This is a genomic window from Turneriella parva DSM 21527 (genome assembly GCF_000266885.1).
Taxonomy (GTDB): domain Bacteria; phylum Spirochaetota; class Leptospiria; order Turneriellales; family Turneriellaceae; genus Turneriella; species Turneriella parva.
This window is the reverse complement of the sequence record NC_018020.1, coordinates 3,142,921-3,160,667: the sequence shown is the minus strand read 5'-3', so window position 1 is coordinate 3,160,667 and position 17,747 is coordinate 3,142,921. Positions and strand designations below refer to the sequence as shown.

Annotated in this window: 16 protein-coding genes; 8 read left to right on the top strand and 8 right to left on the bottom strand. The window is 54.9% G+C overall.

What is annotated here, in order from left to right:
* Positions 1-68: 68 nt before the first annotated feature.
* Positions 69-683: a peptide-methionine (S)-S-oxide reductase MsrA gene (gene msrA, locus TURPA_RS15065; RefSeq protein ID WP_157210517.1), complete on the bottom strand. Its 615-nt coding sequence runs from the start codon at positions 681-683 to the stop codon at positions 69-71.
* A gap of 197 nt (positions 684-880) precedes the next feature.
* On the opposite strand from msrA, the gene TURPA_RS15060 reads away from it, so the two are divergent.
* A complete protein-coding gene (locus TURPA_RS15060; RefSeq protein WP_014804163.1) occupies positions 881-1,609 on the top strand; it encodes a urate hydroxylase PuuD in 729 nt (242 codons plus the stop codon).
* A gap of 39 nt (positions 1,610-1,648) precedes the next feature.
* On the opposite strand, the gene TURPA_RS15055 is transcribed toward TURPA_RS15060, so the two are convergent.
* On the bottom strand, positions 1,649-2,473 hold the full coding sequence (locus TURPA_RS15055; protein ID WP_014804162.1) for a metal-dependent hydrolase: 825 nt from the start codon (positions 2,471-2,473) through the stop codon (positions 1,649-1,651).
* Between the two features lie 19 nt (positions 2,474-2,492).
* Positions 2,493-3,449, bottom strand: coding sequence for a M24 family metallopeptidase (locus TURPA_RS15050; RefSeq protein WP_014804161.1), 957 nt, complete (start codon positions 3,447-3,449; stop codon positions 2,493-2,495).
* A 129-nt stretch (positions 3,450-3,578) separates the two neighbouring features.
* On the opposite strand from TURPA_RS15050, the gene asd reads away from it, so the two are divergent.
* From asd to TURPA_RS15020, 6 genes are all read left to right on the top strand, one after another.
* Positions 3,579-5,945: an archaetidylserine decarboxylase gene (asd, locus tag TURPA_RS22110; RefSeq protein ID WP_014804160.1), complete on the top strand. Its 2,367-nt coding sequence runs from the start codon at positions 3,579-3,581 to the stop codon at positions 5,943-5,945.
* Positions 5,942-6,754: a pyrroline-5-carboxylate reductase gene (proC, locus tag TURPA_RS15040; protein ID WP_014804159.1), complete on the top strand. Its 813-nt coding sequence runs from the start codon at positions 5,942-5,944 to the stop codon at positions 6,752-6,754. The genes asd and proC overlap by 4 nt, the downstream gene beginning before the upstream one ends.
* Before the next feature lie 11 nt (positions 6,755-6,765).
* Positions 6,766-7,734: a thiamine-phosphate kinase gene (locus TURPA_RS15035; RefSeq protein WP_014804158.1), complete on the top strand. Its 969-nt coding sequence runs from the start codon at positions 6,766-6,768 to the stop codon at positions 7,732-7,734.
* Positions 7,685-8,251: a tRNA (cytidine(34)-2'-O)-methyltransferase gene (locus tag TURPA_RS15030; RefSeq protein WP_014804157.1), complete on the top strand. Its 567-nt coding sequence runs from the start codon at positions 7,685-7,687 to the stop codon at positions 8,249-8,251. Before TURPA_RS15035 ends, TURPA_RS15030 begins: the two co-directional genes overlap by 50 nt.
* Entirely contained in the window at positions 8,244-11,618 is a 3,375-nt protein-coding gene (mfd, locus tag TURPA_RS15025; protein WP_014804156.1) for a transcription-repair coupling factor, read from the top strand. Before TURPA_RS15030 ends, mfd begins: the two co-directional genes overlap by 8 nt.
* Positions 11,619-11,734: 116 nt before the next feature.
* Positions 11,735-12,901 carry a sensor histidine kinase gene (locus TURPA_RS15020; protein WP_014804155.1) on the top strand — a complete coding sequence of 389 codons (1,167 nt, stop codon included), beginning with the start codon at positions 11,735-11,737 and terminating at the stop codon, positions 12,899-12,901.
* Between the two features lie 21 nt (positions 12,902-12,922).
* On the opposite strand, the gene TURPA_RS15015 is transcribed toward TURPA_RS15020, so the two are convergent.
* Positions 12,923-13,816 (bottom strand): TIGR01777 family oxidoreductase, encoded by an 894-nt coding sequence (locus TURPA_RS15015; protein ID WP_014804154.1) that lies wholly within the window; start codon positions 13,814-13,816, stop codon positions 12,923-12,925.
* A gap of 114 nt (positions 13,817-13,930) precedes the next feature.
* Here TURPA_RS15015 and TURPA_RS15010 point away from each other — a divergent pair, with 114 nt between their 5' ends.
* On the top strand, positions 13,931-14,386 hold the full coding sequence (locus TURPA_RS15010) for an RDD family protein (protein WP_014804153.1): 456 nt from the start codon (positions 13,931-13,933) through the stop codon (positions 14,384-14,386).
* 115 nt (positions 14,387-14,501) lie between these two features.
* On the opposite strand, the gene TURPA_RS15005 is transcribed toward TURPA_RS15010, so the two are convergent.
* Genes TURPA_RS15005 through TURPA_RS14990 form a run of 4 tightly spaced genes read right to left on the bottom strand, consistent with a single transcriptional unit; the run spans position 14,502 to position 17,682 of the window.
* Positions 14,502-15,050, bottom strand: a complete 549-nt coding sequence (locus tag TURPA_RS15005; protein ID WP_157210516.1) for a SixA phosphatase family protein — start codon at positions 15,048-15,050, stop codon at positions 14,502-14,504.
* Entirely contained in the window at positions 15,025-16,059 is a 1,035-nt protein-coding gene (gene argC, locus TURPA_RS15000) for an N-acetyl-gamma-glutamyl-phosphate reductase (protein WP_014804151.1), read from the bottom strand. The genes TURPA_RS15005 and argC overlap by 26 nt, the downstream gene beginning before the upstream one ends.
* Entirely contained in the window at positions 16,056-16,931 is an 876-nt protein-coding gene (locus tag TURPA_RS14995; protein WP_014804150.1) for a peptidylprolyl isomerase, read from the bottom strand. Before TURPA_RS14995 ends, argC begins: the two co-directional genes overlap by 4 nt.
* 1 nt (position 16,932) lies before the next feature.
* Positions 16,933-17,682: a succinate dehydrogenase/fumarate reductase iron-sulfur subunit gene (locus TURPA_RS14990; RefSeq protein ID WP_014804149.1), complete on the bottom strand. Its 750-nt coding sequence runs from the start codon at positions 17,680-17,682 to the stop codon at positions 16,933-16,935.
* Positions 17,683-17,747 lie beyond the last annotated feature (65 nt).

Sequence of the window (17,747 nt, the reverse complement as noted above, 5' to 3'; positions counted from 1 at the left end):
CATTCCCGCGAAAGCGGGAATCTAATGTGTTTCACGAGGTGAGATGCCCGCATGCGCGGGCATGGCGACTACGGCTGCCACTTGTTCCTTAAATATGCATCCCTGCCCGAACCAACGCGATAGCGTTGGTAGTGGTCTGGGTTCTTCTTGTAATAATCCTGATGGTAGTCTTCGGCGGGCCAGAAGGCAGTCGCTGGGGCGAGCCGGGTCGCGATGCGCGAAAACTTTTTGGTCGCTAATAAATCCGCCTTGGATTTTTCTGCGAGCTGGCGCTCGGCCTCATTCGCGTAAAAAATATATGTCATATACTGCGGCCCCCTGTCGTAGAACTGGCCGTCGTCTTGTTCGGGGTTGATGTTTTGCCAAAAAACGGCGAGTAGCTTTTCATAGCTCACAACTTTGGGGTCGTAGAGCACAAGTACCGATTCGACATGCGAACTTCGCCCGTAAGAAACTTCGTCATAAGTCGGATTTTTCTCTGAACCGCCGGCATAACCCGAGATGACTGCCTTCACGCCCGCTAACTTTTCGAATGGCGGCTCCATGCACCAGAAGCAGCCGCCGGCGAACACCGCAACGCGCAGCGACTTGTCGCTCTGCACGTAAGGGCGCGGCAGCGAAAAGCCGTCGCTGCCGCGAACGCCTGCCTCTGCCTTTTTACCGCAGGTGATTGCTGCAAACATGATTAACAGACCTAATTTTCTTTGATACATCTTCTCTCCTCATTTGCGGCGCGCCTGTGTCATGTGACCGACGGCCGGGCACGATTGACCACGCCTGCACATTGGTCGCCGCTCTGCGGGCAATATGACAAATTATTGACACGAGCTGCGAAAAAAAAGTATATTCAGAGAAATTAAAACTGACTAAAGGAGTCAAAATGGATATAACGATATTTGCTGATCACGGTACTTTTCTCTTCCGCTATTTTCATATTATCGGTGGAGTCCTTTGGATAGGTGTACTTTGGTACCTTAACTTTGTACAAGGTGGATACGTAGCCGCGCTCGACGCAGCCGGACAAACCGCTGCAAAACAAAAGCTTTTCCCCAAAGTCATGTGGTACTTTCGCTACGGGGCACTTCTGACATTTCTCACGGGTCTCGGGCTAATTGGCTTGAAAGGTTTTGACCCGATAAGTGGTCGTATCGTCGGTGATCCATCGTGGAATATTTGGTTCGCAAAAATTTATCCAGGCTTCATGTTTGCGACAATCATGTTCGTTAATGTCTGGTTTGTTATCTGGCCACGCCAGAAAAAAATCATCGCAGCAGCAAACGGCGAAAAAATCGATGGCGTACCGCAAATGGCAAGACGCGCATTTCTCGCATCGCGGACTAACACCTTTCTTTCAATACCAATGCTATTCTATATGGCAGCGGCAAATAACCTGATTCTACCTGGTATTACAGCAGAAAAGCTTAACGCCTGGCTTATCGTTACGACTGTCGTGCTTCTGCTGATCGAGGCAAACGCCCTTTTTACGTCAAATGACCCGGCGAAAAAACCGGTCACATTCAAACCCCTTGAATCAGTCAAGGGTGTAATTCACATGGGTTTCTTGCTGACTATCTTACTTTACATCGGCGTCGAGTTGATGTTGAAATAACCTGTTAATTTCAAAACGAGCATCGTGAGCGCTACGCGCTCACGATGCTCTCTTTTCATATTTCGCCAGCGTCGGCTGCGCCAGATGGTAATTCTGGTTATCCCAGGGGTGAAAGTCGGGTTTGTAATACTCCAAAAACTTCACCACCGTTTTTCTCGCCAGATCGTATTTTCCAAAAAAGACATCGAACATCGTCAGCCATTCTTTGGCTTTGAAGAGTGATTTATCCTGCGCCATGAAATAGAGCGTATTGCCTAGCGTGATGAGGTAGAAGCCCACGACGGCCACATTCATGACGCCGGTGCGCAGTGCATAGCTGTCATCGATCGCGAGCAGCTGGTCGTAGGCGACTGCCTTGTGCTCGACCTCTTCTGCCGCATGCCACTCGAATAGGCGCTTCATCTCGGGGTGCATCTGGTTCACGAGTTCGGGGTTTTCGAAATAGATCTCGCCGAACATCGCGGTGAAATGCTCGAGCCCGGCCACAAGCGCGTAATTGGTTTTGTCGGGTATCACACTTTCGAGCCATTCAAACGCCACCTTGCCGACGACCCAGACTACCGGGTCGAGGTTATAGCCCTGCGCTTTCAGAACACTCCACAGCTTTTCGTGTTGCGTCGCGTGCATCGTCTCTTGCCCGATAAAGCCTTGAATGTCTTTTTTGATTTTAGGGTCGGTGACCTCGGCAAGCGCCTTCTTCGACCAGCGTACGAAATAGCGCTCGGCATCGGGAAAAATCGCCGTCCATGTGTTGAGCATGTGCGTCAGAAAGGCATTACCCCCGAACCAGTGGTTCGGCAGCGTTTCGTCGAACTGCACGTCGATGCGGTGGAGTTTGATCTGTTCGGGTGATTTACGTTCCATAGTTTCTCCGTTTAATGAATCAGACTGCTACCTGGCGTTCGGCCCAGCGGTTGACATGCGGCAGATTGTCGTCGAGGTAATAGGCGTTGTTTTCGGTGACGTGGATAATTTCTTCCCATTTGACACCAAAATCCTCGCTCGGCCTTTCGCCATCCTTGGCTCGGCCGAGTCCGGTGACCGACGGCGCGTCTACGCGCCCATGATGCAGCATACCGATGTGCGGTTCAACTGCCCAGAGTCCCGGGTCGGCGCTCACGCGTGAATCGGCGCTCCAAAGCGCTGTGTGGTTGTCCCACGGATTAATAAGGCGTGAAAGTTCTTCTGACGCGAGATAAAGAAACGTCGAGACTTCAAAGCGCATGACGGGAATACGCGGTATTAAGCGTGTGGGTATCTTGCCGACCTTGTGGCCGAGAACGCCCTGCGGGTATTTGGCGTGGCAGTTTTCGTAGCCGAGATCCATGAGTGCCGCTTCTACATCCTCATAGATTTCTGCCATGGTTTTCTCTTTGCAGACACCCGCAAGAATAAGCGGCCTGAAAACCGCGAGATCGTCGAGTGCCTTTTCGATGCGTTCGTTGCGGCCGAATGCAAATGCATAACCGACATCGGCCGAGCAGTCATTCAGAATCGGCGCGACGTCGAGAATCACGCCCATACCCTCTTCAAGGCGGGTTTCGGTCGGCATGAACTTTTGGCCAAAATGAGGAGGTAGAAGTTTCGAGGGAAACGCTCGCGTGTCGAGCGGCCGGTCGATGCCCTGAAACGCGGTGCGGCTGCCGAACCAGGCGAACGGCGCGTGAAAGTAGCGGCTCATGCCGCGCGCGCGCACCTCTTCATCGATCATCTGCGCCGCCTCACGCTCTGTAACACCTGCGGTGAGGCGCTTGGCCGTGGCGACCACCGCGTCGTACGCGAGGCGCTGGCATTCGGCGAAGTTTGACAGGTCTGTTTCTGTATAGAATTCCTTGGACATAATTGTGCGCTGCGTTATTTGAACAAAGCGTCAACTTTAAAATTGCCCACATGACCCTGCTGCCGCGCAAGCGGCAGCAGGGTACCTATATTGCTTGCCGGCGCGGCTGTTTTTCGCGGATAGAGAAGCATGGTCAGCCTTGAAGCCTATCTCTCGCTTGCGGTGCTCATTCTGCTTATCTTCACCTCTGCCGCATACACGCTGTATTTGCGGTTTTTGCCGCTGCGCTATGTCATTTACGGCTTTCGCATTGCGCTTGCCGGGCTCGGCAAAGAAGACGAAGGCACGACCCTCACGAAGGCACAGCGCGCGGGCGAAATCAATAACCGCAGGGCGATGTTTCTCGCGGGCAGCATTCAGGCAAATGCCGCCATTCTGTTGGGAATTCCGGTGATTGTACTCTGGGGCGGTGCGGCTTCGCTCGTCTGGGTCGCGCTTTTTGGCATTTTGCTCGCCTCGCTGCGCTTCGCAACCGGCACGCTCGCGGTCAGCTACCGCGAAAAGACCGACTACGTCTGGCTCGGCGGCGCGCGCGATATCATCAGAACAACTTTTTGGGGCGTGAACGGCGGTAAGGCCTATGCACTGCTCGCAGTCGCAGTCGTGCTTCTCTGGGGCGCACTGGCGCAGGCCGACCTGTGGCAGCAATTCTATGCGAACCCTGAAAAGACGACCGCACCTATGAAACTCGGCGAGAATATTTTTTCGAACAGATGGGCGCCGACGCTGATTGTCATCACGGGTCTCATCATGGCAGTCGGCAGTCTAAAGCGCGTCGGCAAGGTTGCTGCAGTCGTTTCGCCTGTTGTCACCAGCCTCTTAATTATACTCGCCATCTATATCATCGCGCAGAATTCGCAAAAAGCGTCGGGCATCATGTCGCAGGCATTTTCGCAGGCGCTGAACTTCAAGAGTCTGACCGCAGGCATCGTCACCTCGCTGCTCGTCTTTAAGTGTGCCGCGTTTGCCGGCATTGTCGCCCCCGAAGAGGCCACCGGCATTTCTGGTTCGGTCACCGCCGCGTCGGTGAATGATTACGCGGTGAAGCAGGGTCTCGTGTCGATGTCGACGGCGCTCTTTTATACGACGATTTTTATACCGCTGCTGTGCCTCGCCTATGCTACGGGATTACCCGAAGTGAAAGGTGCCGACGCCGCCCTGGGTGGCGTCAAAGCCCTGCTCGCCCCTGCCCCGGCTGCCGCGAGCGAAATCATTCGCCAGGTGCAATTTTCACTCGCGCATATTTTTTCAGGTTCACTCGGCCGCGGCGGTTTTCTCATCATCGCGCTTTCAGCATTTGCGCTCGGCGCAATTGCGTCGGCAGTCTGGATTATCATTCTCGACCGCCTGCTGATTTCGCTCGGCGCCCGCATGCTCATCTGGCCTGCGCGCATCGTCTTCGTACTGGCGTTCGCTCTGTCGCAGCAGTTCTTGAACCTCGGCGACAAGGTGATGATCTCTTCGGTGCTGTTTTCGCTGCTTGCCGTCATATATCTGACGGCGCTGCTGAGTAAACTTGCCGAGGTGCGGCGTCTTGCACTCGAATACTTCTCGCAGTTTCCGCATAAGCATGATTTGGCGGTGCGGTTTTATGTTCTGCTGCTGACGCTGCTGCCAAAGAATATGGTGTCGAAGCTCAACGGATTTCTGGCAGGCCTGAGGCTGCCGCGCTTTATGATGACACCGATCGTGCTCGCGTTTGCGCGCATCTACAAAATTAATATTCAAGAGGCGGCGCTCGAAATTTCTGATTACGAATCGCTGAACAAATTCTTCACGCGGGCCCTCAAGAACGGCTCACGCCTTATCGACCAGAAAGAGAGCGTCATCATTTCGCCAGTAGATGGCAGGCTGCTCATCGCGGGCTCGCTCGAAAAAGGCCAGCTTTTGCAGTCAAAGGGCATGGAATCTTCGCTGCAGAACCTCTTGGGCAACAACCGCTTCTACAAGCAGTTTCTCGGCGGCCATTACATGACGATCTACCTTTCACCGCAAGACTACCACCGCATCCATTCGCCGGTTGAGGGCCGAATTCTGGGCTATTATTACCAGCCGGGAAAACTTTTTCCCGTCAATAACCTGGCGGTGAATTCGATCAATCAGCTTTTCTCAAAGAACGAACGCCTCATCACGTATATTCAAAGCGACCATGGGCTCGTGGCGGTGATCAAAGTCGGCGCCACGTCGGTTGGCAAAATTCGCGTGACCTATGACCCCAATATCGCTACCAACCGCTGGATTCGCCTCGCGAAAGAGCACATGTACGACGAAGAGATTTATATTCGCAAAGGCGCTGAACTCGGCCGGTTTGAAATGGGTTCAACGGTGATGCTGCTTTTTGAGCGCGACTCCGTTGACCTGCTCGATTTTGAAGAGAAGCAGAAATTGCTCTTCGGTCAGCCTATCGCTCTCTTCACGGGCAAGAATGCGCCCGCGAAACAGGCGAAACAGGCTAACACCTCAAAAACCAACAGAAAATCGGCAGGTCGCAAATGAAAATCGGAATCGTCGGTCTCGGAAAAATGGGTTCTGCGCTCGCGCAGGCGCTTTCGGCAAAATACGAAATCTCAGGCTATGAGAAGAGTAACGAAGCTGCTTCAGCGCTGCGGCCATCACTGCTGAAGAAGATCTCGCTGGCAGAGAGCCTCGAGGCACTGGTTGAAAAAACAGAAACCCTCATTATCGCCACGAAGCCTGCGCAGGTTGCTGAGGTAGCCACGGCCGTCACAGACCACCGCCTCGTGATCAGCATCGCAGCCGGGGTTGCGCTGAAGACAATCGACGCCGCCCGCGGTGAGAATGGGCCTACCGTGCGCGCAATGCCCAATACTCCGTTACTCATTCGCCGCGGCATTACGGCATTTACCGGCAACCGTTTCTGCGCAGGTGAAGACCTTGCGCTCGCGCGCGAAATTTTTGAGAACACCGGCACCGCTATCTACCTCGAGCAAGAAAAGCTTCTGCATGCGGTGACAGGCCTTTCAGGTTCAGGCCCCGCATATGTTTACCTTTTCTTGCAGAACCTCGAAGACGCGGGTGTGCTGCTCGGTTTAAGCCGCGCCGACAGCCGCGCGCTGGCGCTGCAGACAGTATTGGGCTCTGCTGAGCTCGCACGGCAATCGCATGAGGCGCCGCAGAACCTGATTCACGATGTAACTTCTCCAGGTGGCACGACAGCAGTCGCGCTCAAATCGCTGCACCGGCATGGTTTCCCGAATGCAGTGATGGAAGCCGTTACCGCGGCCACCCGGCGCTCCGTAGAGCTCGCCGCAGAGGCAAAATTACCGCCGGGCACCGGCGACTAAGACCTCGGGCCGTGCCGGCGTATAGCAAAGCGAACAGACATAAAAGGCGCCTCAGCGAAGAGCAGATTATTGCTGCGCTTGGGCGGCTGAAGTGCTCGCAGCAAAACTTGCTGCGCGCCGACGACATTGGGGTGCTGCACTCTCAAGGTAAACTTTACGTCGCTACTGACAGTCTGGTTGAAGGCATACACTACCTCGATGCCTGGCTTTCACCGCGAGACATTGCCTACAAGCTCTTCGCCCGCAACTTTTCTGATTTCGCCGTCAAAGGCATCAGACCTGAATTTGCGTTGCTGAATTTCGGCCTGCGCGCCGAACACGCGGCAACCCGGTTCGTGAAGCCATTCTTGAGCGAGCTCGATGCCCTGTTCACCCGCTTCGCAATTACCCTCATCGGGGGAGACACTGGGCGGTCTTTGCATGACCATTTCACTTTAAGCTTTTTCGGCAGTTCGGGGCGCTTTATCGCGCGCCAGGCTGCTTCTCTGAAAGCCGGTGATTCTGTCTTTCAGATCGGCTGCGTCGGCGGTAGCGACACGGCGCGCACGGCTCTTTCGAAAAGTAAAAACCTGCGCGCGAGGGACGCGAGGTATTTCAAGCGACCCACGTTCTTGCACGCATACCCCAAGGGATTGAGGCCCATTGCGGCTATCGACCAAAGCGACTCGGTCGAAAAGACGCTGCGCCTGCTGGCCGAAGCAAATTCTGTCGAGCTTGAAATTGACCTGGACCAGGTACAGACAGCCGAAAGCGTCGGCAAAATCAGCGAAGGGAATGCCCTACAGGTGCTCAGTGCCGCCGAAGATCTCGCAGTCTTCGGCCTCGTCTCAGGCGGCGGCAAAGTAAGTGCTGAATCCTCACCCGCTTTTCGCCTCATCGGCAAGGTAAAATACATCCATAAGGCACGCCCGCGCGTTTCTTACAAGCTCAATGGCCGAAACTTTACACACCGGGCAAAATCTTTCGAACACTTCGGCTGAGATTGCCGGGCCGACAATCGTGCTGCACCGGCCGCAGATTCCGCAGAACACCGGCAATGTCTCGCGGCTGTGTGTCGCACTCAATAGCGAGCTCATTATTACAGGCAAAGCGGGTTTTGAATTTGATTCTGCTGCGGTGCGCCGAGCTGGGCTCGACCACTGGCCGCACCTGCGTTTTACGCACCACCAGCGGTTCGCCGATTTTTACCGCGCGAGCAAAGGACGCAGACTCTTGGGTATTTCAAAAGCGGGCACTGTGAGCGCGCTTGAATTCAGTTATGAAAAGGGCGACGTGCTCGTTTTCGGCAATGAAACGATGGGGTTGCCCCCTGCACTCTTCTCTCGCGTCGACCAGACATTGGCGTTACCGATGTTCGGGCCCGTGCGCAGCCTCAATCTCGCGAACAGCGTCGCCGTCGTCGCGTATGCGTGGCTGCAGAAAGTTTATGGCGCGGCGCTGCAGGTTGATAGCACGCGCTATCCGCGCACCTATTACCGGTCGGGACACCATGGCTGAAAGCGCGTTACCGAAAAAACTCTCAGCGGCGCTGCAAGATCTCGCCGCAAAGACTCAAGCAGCAGCGAATCTGCCGGCAGGTATTCTGCCGATGCTCGCGTTCACACGCGCAACAACGGCCCCAAAACCCGGGCGCACTCTCTACATCGTACCTGACGACAATACCGCGCTCGAGTGGCTGCGCGCTCTGGGCTCACTGCACCAGCTCACGTTATCGCAGCTAGAAACCGCCGCGCTTGTCTCATGGGGCGTGATACCTTACAGCTTCACCGCACCCGATCAGGAAAAAGAATACCACCGCACGCGCGCCGAACTTTTCATTCGCTCAGAAGTCCCCTGCCTGATCGTTGCTTCAGTCGAAGGTCTGACCTACCCGATCGCGACAGACCTCGAAGTCGCCGAGGTGGAGCGTACGCTCACACCCGGTATGCACTTTGCGCGCAGTCGCTTCGCTGAGTTTCTGCTGTCCTGCGGGTTTCGGCACGCGAATCCTGTTGAACGCCCGGGAGAATTTTGCATCAAGGGTGGCGTCGTCGATGTTTTTGCCCCCGATGAAGACCTACCGGTTCGTCTCGACTTCTTCGGCGATGAAATCGAAACCATAAAGTCTTTCTCACACGAAACACAGCGCAGTCTCGGCCCCGTCGCCGAAGTGAGAATTGCACCCCTGCGCCCGGCGGTTTCGCATCTCGCCGCTGCGATGCAAAAATTTGCCGCCGATAGATCGCTGGGTGAGAGCGAGCTGACGCCGGTGATTACTTCGGGTGGCACCAATCTTGCAGGCTACGCAGATATTTACCCGGCGCTGAGGCAGGTACAGAACATCGCTGAGCTCTGGCGCGGTGAAACATTCATTGCTGATGAAGAGAGTGTCAGGCAGCGCCTGAAGACAATTTCTGCCGAACGCCAATACCTTTTCGAACGGAGCGAATCGAAATTAAAGCTCGCACCCGAAATTCTTTTCGGCGACGTTGCGCGTATTGAGGCCATGCTCAGCGCGGCGCATGCTATTCAACTCACCGACCCCAAAGACGAAGACAGTCAGTGGCACGACGCCCCCCGGTTCGGCGGCCGCCTGGGCCTCTTGAAAGAGCGCCTCGCGCAGGGGGATGCAGAAAATATCTGGTTCTTTATCGAATCGATCAGCCAACGCGATCGCCTCAAGGCGGCGCTCACTGACATTCTGGCTCCCGAAATTATACCGGCATTTTATCCCCATGGGTTCACCGGCAATGGTGTCACGGTTTTCTCCGAAGCGGATATTTTTGGCCGGGTAGTGAAAAAATACGCGGGCGATAAGAGCATCAGCCGCATTCTCGACAGCTACACCGACCTCAAAGAAGGCGATTACGTCGTTCACGTCAACTATGGCATCGGCCGGTTCTCGGCTCTGAAGCGCATGCGCGTTCAGAACAATGAACGCGACTTTATCGAACTCCGGTTTGCCGACGACGACAAACTGTTCGTGCCCCTCGACCAGCTGAATCTCGTACACAAGTACATCGGCTCGACTGAGAACCCCCGGCTCGACCACCTCGGTAAGAAATCTTCGTGGGCCAAGACACGAGCACGCGTCAAGCGCCTCGTCGATTCGATCGCCGAAGAATTGCTCGAACTTTATGCACACCGCGTGAACCAGAAGGGTTTCGCTTTCCCCCCCGACAGTAGCTTTCAGCACGACTTCGAGGCGGCGTTTCCCTTTACAGAAACCGAGCACCAGCTCGAGACGATCTATGCCATCAAGGCCGATATGGAATCGGAAAAACCGATGGATAGGCTCGTTTGCGGCGATGTCGGCTTCGGCAAAACCGAAGTTGCGATTCGAGCAGCGTTCAAGGCTGCGATGGCGGGCAAACAGGTTGCGGTGCTCTGCCCGACGACGATTCTCGCCTTTCAGCACTACCGCAGCTTCAGCAAGCGTTTTGCTGATTATCCCGTGCGCATCGATTATATCAGCCGATTTCGGTCACCGTCAGAAGTTGCCGAGATCAAAGCGCGCCTGGCAGACGGCAAGATCGATATCATTATTGGCACGCATGCGCTCTTTGCAGACGACGTACGCTACAAGTCTCTGGGGCTGATGATTATCGACGAAGAGCAGCGCTTCGGCGTGACGCACAAAGAGAAGCTGCGGCAGATGCGCACGAATCTCGACTGTCTGGCGCTCACGGCGACCCCGATACCGCGCACGCTGCACATGTCACTCTCGGGCATTCGCGACCTGAGCATCATCGAAACGCCGCCCGCAGACCGGCGCAAAATAGAGACGCATGTTATCGCCGAAAACGAAGAACTGTTGCGGCTTGCCTTTAAGCACGAGCTCGAACGTGGTGGCCAGGTATACGTATTGCACAACAAAGTAAAGACGATTGAAGAACAGGCGATCAGATTGCGCGCTCTGGCCCCGCAGGCCCGAATCGCCGTGCTGCACGGGCAAATGCCCGAAACGGCGATTGAAGAGGTGATGGTCGACTTCTACCAGCATGCGTACGATATTCTCGTCAGCACCACGATCATTGAATCGGGAATCGATATACCCAACTGCAATACGCTCATTGTGCTGGGCGCTCATGAATTCGGGCTCAGCCAGCTCTACCAGCTGAAGGGGCGCGTCGGGCGCTCAGACCGGCAGGCGTACGCTTACTTTTTTTATCCCTCGCCCACGATGCATACGCTGAGCGGCGACGCCGAACGCCGCCTTGAGGTGCTGGCAGAATATGACGACCTCGGTTCTGGGTTTCGCATCGCAATGAAAGACCTGGAGATTCGCGGGGCAGGCAACCTGCTCGGCAAAGAACAGAGCGGTGAAATCATGGAAATCGGTTTCGAGCTCTATTCTCAGATGCTGAACGATAAGGTCAACGAACTCAAGGGCAAGGCCGTGGCAAACGACGATTTCACCAGCGCGATCATGCTGCCGTGCGACTGGTACTTTCCCGACGAATACATTGCCGACACCCGCGCCAAGATGGAATTTTATAAATCGTTGTCAGCGGCCGCGGGGCTCGATGAGTTTCATGAAATACGCGAAGCGCTTGTCGATCGTTACGGCAAGCCACCTGAAACTGTCGAGCTGATGCTGCTGCTCGAAGAAATACGCCAACTCGCGTACATGCTGCGACTCGAGCGCGTCGCCATTTCGCCCAAGACCGACGACCTCAAGACACCGTCAGAAATGCCCTACTTTATTGTTGCACCTGACCACCGGCTCGATATGGCCAAAGTTTCTGCCCTACTGACGCGCGACAAACGCGTGAAGCTCGACACTGCCGACCCGAAACGCATAAATCTCGACATACCGCAGCAGCCGCAACTGGCTTTTTTTCGTGAGCTATCCGCCATTCTGAAATATCTGGCGAACAGCTGAAATCGATCAGCAGGTTTCTGAAAAAGGAACCTGTTAGAACGAGACCCCGGCGGCGATTTCAAAACCCAGACAAAAGCCTGCGAGGCCGGCCAAATGCAGCCGATATTTATAGCCAGATGGGTCTGACGCAGGGCATTGCCAAAGCCCGAGATTACGGGGAGCTCGCACGGGCGCTGTTCACCGAGATGAGCAGCGCCGGCAAAATACAGCAGGTCGCAGTCTGCGATTCTATTGGGCTCTGGCATGTTTATCCCGATCGAAAAATTTATCCGGTTGCACGCAATTTCAAGACGGCATTCGGCAAGAGGGTCTTGCTGCGGCTTAGCGGGGCAACACGGTTACCCGCAGGTAAGAAGATTACCGGCATCGCCGAAATCACCCAGGTTAAACTCGAGGCGCTCGACCTTAGAGAAAAACTGCGGCGCCTCGAAATTGTCGCGAGTGCCGAAATGAACGAGGCGAAAAGGCGTGATCGCGAGCAGCGCCGCAGCCTGAAGCGTACAGCCGATGATAAGCTGCGATTTTTCAGCACGTATTCGCACGATATCAAGACGCCGCTTTCTCTGCTGACCATGCCGCTTGAAAGCCTGGTCGTCAATGACGACCGGTTACCGCCGCCGCTGCGCCTGCAGCTCGAAAAGATTAAGGTCGCCATTTACAATGTTCTGCGCACGGTCGGCCATTCGCTAGATGCGGCTCGCCTCATGACCAAAAACCGCCGGGGCATACTCTTGCCCTACAACTTTTCTGCATTCGTACGCCAGGTCGCAGAAGTTTATGCAATCGTCTTTGAAAGTTATGGTATGGCGCTGCAGACCCATATCGAAGATGCAATCGTCGCTGAAATCGACCCGATTCAAATGGAGAAAGTTATCAATAATCTCTTAAGCAATTCGATCAAGCACAATCTGCCTGGCGGCATTACCCATATAACGCTCAGCGCAGAACCGGGCAAAGCAAGGCTCACTATCGCTGACGATGGCCTGGGCTCATCGCAGGCTGCACTGAAGCAGAGCATCTCAAACTCAAACCCTTGGGTATTCGCTTCGCACGGTTATGGGCTCGGCATCGTGCGCGAACTTCTGCGGCTGAACAGAGCGCGGCTCAGCATCGGTTCAAAACAAGGCAGCGGCAATACCGTGACTATCACCCTGCCCGCGATCGCCGAAATGCAGCAGGCAGCCGATGGACTGAGAACGCATAACTTTTATTACACAATGCACGAGGTCGAATTACTCGCGAGCGAACGCACGCAGCTCTCGCGCAGAAAACAGTCGCGTTAGCAGGGCGCGCAAAAAATACCTTCAGGCGAGATCTTCTACCGCTTCGGCAAATTTCTGAAAACGAAATTCGAAGCCTTCTGCTAGAGCGCGTTTTGGCACTGCCCTGACGCTCGCGAGCAGCATCTCGCGGCCAAAGTCACCGGGAATATGCGATAGAATAAACTGAGGCACATGCAGAATTGCGGTGCGCCTGAACTGCGCCGCGAGCACTTCTGTCAGGTATGCATTCTTGACGGGTTCGGGCGCCGTTGCGTTTATCACGCCGGGTTTAAAGCCGAGCGCGTAATGCACCAGAAGTTCTGCCATATCATGCTCGTGTATCCACGAAAAGTATTGCTCGCCGCTGCCAAAACGGCCGCCGAGAAAGGCCCTGAACACCCGGCGCCACACGGCGAAGACACCTGCCTGGTTCGAAAGAACCGGCGCGATTCGAAACGTGGCAAGCTGCTCTGGCCTGAAAGCCTTGATTGCCGCAGATTCCCACTCGACGCAGGTGTCGCTGAGGTATCCGCTGCCCGGTTCGGCCGCTTCGGTGAGAATTTCAGCGCCCCGGTCGCCATAATAGCCCGTCGCCGACGCCTGCAGTATTCTTAGTTTCGGATTGTTAGCCTTCTTGACCAGGCCCGCCAGATGAGCCACCGACTCAAGCCGGCTCTTGACGATTTCTTGTTTGAGCTTCTTGGTCCAGATGCCGGCTGCGATACTCTTGCCTTCAAGATTAATGACCGCCGAAACCTGCTCGAGCGCTGTCACCTGAGCGAGGGCGTCGGCGCGATCGATCACGGTAAAACCCTCGCGCGGTTTAAAACGCCCGGGGCTACGCGAGACGATTATCACGGGAACTCCCTTGCGGGCAAGTTTTTCAGCGACCTGACAGCCAATCAGGCCTACCCCACGAATCATAATCGGTTGCATGCGTAACGCGGCATTCCCTATTGGGGTTTACAATTCTTTTTTGAAAAGTGGCGCCGACGTCCCAGTGCCCAAAATTCTTCTGACTGCCCGGCGCAGCCCCACCGATAATTAAACATGACCTCAATTCAATATGCCGGGTTCTGGCGCCGGCTTGTCGCGGCCCTGCTCGACCAGATAGTGCTGACCGTGGGCCGGGCCTTTATCTACGGGGCCCTCGCGCTGATCGTCTATGCAGGCCTCTACCTGTTCGAAGCGCGCGACCACCAGAATCTGGCATTTGCCATCACAGGGGGATTTCTCTGGTTTCTGGATATCTGGCTCACCTGGATATATTACGCACTCATGGAAAGCTCTTCGCTGCAAGGCACATTGGGCAAACTCGCGCTGGGCATTCGCGTTTACCACCGTGACCAAACGCGTGCGCTCACCTTTGAAGAAGCGACGGTGCGCTATTTTGCCAAAATTCTGAGCCGCCTGACGCTTTTGATTGGCTATATTCTCTGCGCGTTCAGTTCACGCAAACAGGGCCTGCACGACTTTATCGGGCGTTCTGTGCTCGTGGTCAGATAAAGAATTCTTTCAGCCGGCTGCGGCAAGAGTCATGCGCGTCGAAGTACGCGCGAGAGAATGCGCACAAATGCGGACATTTGCGCTGTTGTTTTCGGCTTTTTTAGACCTTTCTTGGCTATTCGAGAAAAAGTTTTGGATAGAGTAGCGAACGCAGAATACCTGTCGCCGGTCTGATCTCTGACCAGAGCGTTACGTGAAAGTGAATAATCGCGATACCGCAGGTGGGCATTTTGCAGTGAAACGGGGATCTTGAGGTAAGCATCACAAGCAGGTCTTCGAGCACGGGGTTATGCCCGACGAGCATCATCGCATGGGTTTCATCACCGGTTTTCTGAATTTTCTGCAGGTACGACTGCGCAGAAGACGAATAGAGGTCGTCAGCGACTTCAACCGAGTCTTTAATTTTCAGCGCTTCGGCGAAAATTGCCGCAGTTTCTTTGGCGCGCGCCGCTGAAGAAGTGCAAATAACCTCGGGGGGAAATCTAAACCCGGCAACCAGGGAAGCCATCTTTTCTGCATGGCGCATACCCTTGTCGACCAGCCGGCGCTCATGATCGCTTTTTTTTACGTCTTGCGGTTCGGCCTTTGCATGCCGTACCAGAAACACCGTCTTAATGAGTTTTTCTTTTTGCGCCAATTCAGTATACTCCTGTTGTTTCTTCAAGCCCAAACATGAGGTTCATATTCTGTACTGCCTGCCCTGCCGCACCCTTCATCAGGTTGTCAATCGCAGAGACAATTTCTACCAGGCCGCTCTCTGCGTCGAAATGGTGTGAAAATTCGCAGAAGTTCGTGTGTTGCACTGACTTGAGCTCAATCGAATCGACGCTCGCGCGGTAGCGCAAAAAAGGCTCTTTCACCGCCAAAGCTGCGGATCGAAAATCGGCGTCGGTAGCGGCGGCCTTTGGGACTATATACGCAGTCGAGAGTATGCCGCGATACATGGGTAGAAGGTAGGGCGTGAATCTGAGAGAGACTTTTTGACCTGCAAACAGCGCGAGCTGCTGCGCGATTTCGGGAGCATGCTGGTGTTTTGCCGTCTTGTACGCGCGAAAGTTCTCATAGACTGTCGAATAGCCGAGGCCATCTTTTTCTTTGCGCCCACCCGCCCCAGAGGTACCGCTCTTTGCATCGACGATAACCGGCTTTGAAAAATCGATCAGGTCGCGGTAAACGTATAGCGGCAGCAGCGCAGCGGTCGGGTAGCACCCGGGGTTTGCGACAAGATTAGCGGTTTTGATAGCGGCGCGGCTCGTTTCTGGCATGCCATACACAGCCTCTGCCAGCGCCGCGGGCGCATTGTGGTCAAGGCCGTAGTAGCTTTTGAAATCCTCACTGTTTTTGAGTCTGAACGCGCCCGCGATATCGATGACACGAATACCCTGCCCGACAAAGAGCGGCGCCCATTTGAGAGAAACTTCATCGGGCGTGGCGAGAAATATGGCGTCGAGTTTTGGCACATCACCCACAACCTGCGGGTGCGCCGAAAAGGCGAGCGTCTCTGCCCCGGGGGTTAAAAGCGCAGGAAAAACCTCAACCAACTTCTTACCCGCATATTCAGACGAAGTAAGGTAGGCGAGCTCGGCACGGTCATGGCGGCTGAGAATACGAATGAGTTCTTGCCCGGTGAAGCCACCGGCGCCCAGAATACCCAGCTTCAGTTTGTTATTCAATTTTCCAGTATCGTGACTTTTTTCATCACGACAGTTTTTTTAGGTCGGTCTTGCTGGTCGCGTTCGACTTTCGTGATCGCTTCGGCGATGTCGAGACCGCCGATCACGCGACCGAATACCGTGTGCTTGCCATCGAGGTAGATGTTATCGGCTACGCTGATGAAGAACTGGCTACCGTTCGTATTCGGGCCGGCATTTGCCATCGAAAGCGAACCCTTGGTATTCGATTCAGACTCGAGGCCCGGCGTGTATGTGATACCGCGGGCAGTGTATAATTCTTCGAGCGATTTTTCGCCCCACTTGGCCTGCTCGCTCTTGAACAGCGCTTCGGCTTCTTTTTGTTTCGCGGTCAGGTCTTGCTGGCTTTGAATATTGAGTTTCTTGAAGACTTCAGTGCGTGCAACCTGCCCAACCTCTTGCATCGCCATGGGCGAAGCCGATACCTTCATCTTATCGAGGCCGAGGGCCTTGGCGTTAATCTCGTCGGCAAACTGGTAGCCGGGGCCGCCGGTACCGTTACCCTTGATGTCGCCGCCCTGAATCATGAAGTTGGGTATCACGCGGTGAAAGACGAGGCCGTCGTAATAGGGGCGTTTCGCAGGCTTACCGTCAGTGTCGGTGAATTCTCTTTCGCCTTTGGCCAGCGAAACAAAGTTCTCTACTGTTTTGGGCGCTGCGTGGCGGTAGAGTTCTACCGTAATGGTGCCTAAAGTCGTTTCGATGACTGCAACCGGGTTGGTATCTTTGCGCATTTTTTCTTTTACTTCTTTCATTGCTTCTGCCTTGTTTTTGGGAGTCTTGCTGCACGCTTCGGTTAAGGGCAGCAAGGCTGCCAGAAGCGCGAGGCGGGTAAAAAACGCGCGGCTCGCCATCTCAGTACTGGCTGACGAGTTCGGCGCTGGCGTATTCGCGGTTCATGCGCGCGATGTGCGATATAGAAATTTCTTTCGGGCATTCGGCTTCGCACGCACCGGTGTTGGTGCAATTACCGAAACCTTCGGCATCCATCGCGGCGACCATCTTACGCACGCGCTCTGCCCGCTCTGCCTTGCCCTGCGGCAGCAGCGCAAGGTGTGAAACCTTGGCGGCAACAAACAGCATCGCCGAGGCATTCTTACACGCTGCTACGCAGGCGCCGCAACCGATACAGGCAGCGGCCAGAAATGCTTCGTCGGCAATCGGCTTCGGAATCGGTGTGAGATTTGCTTCAGGTGCGCTGCCGGTATTGACGGTGATATATCCACCGGCTTGTTGAATGCGGTCGAAAGCCGAGCGGTCGACCACCAGGTCTTTCAGCACAGGGAAAGCTTTGGCGCGCCATGGCTCGACGGTGAGGGCGTCGCCGTCTTTGAATTTGCGCATGTGCAGCTGGCAGGTCGCCGTGCCGCGCTCCGGGCCGTGCGGTTTGCCGTCGATCACGACGCCGCATGAGCCGCAAATGCCTTCGCGGCAGTCGTGGCTGAACGCAACCGGCTCTTCGCCCTTGTGCGTGAGGTTTTCGTTCAGAACGTCGAGCATCTCAAGAAACGACATGTGCTCGTTGACGTTGTCGAGCTGGTAGTCATGAAACTTGCCCTTGTCGTCTTTGTTCTTCTGGCGCCAGACTTTGAGTTTGATCTTCATGTATACTCAGAATTCTTTTCGCCATTACGGCATAAAGCGAAAAACGGTTGGCACCTTGAACGTTG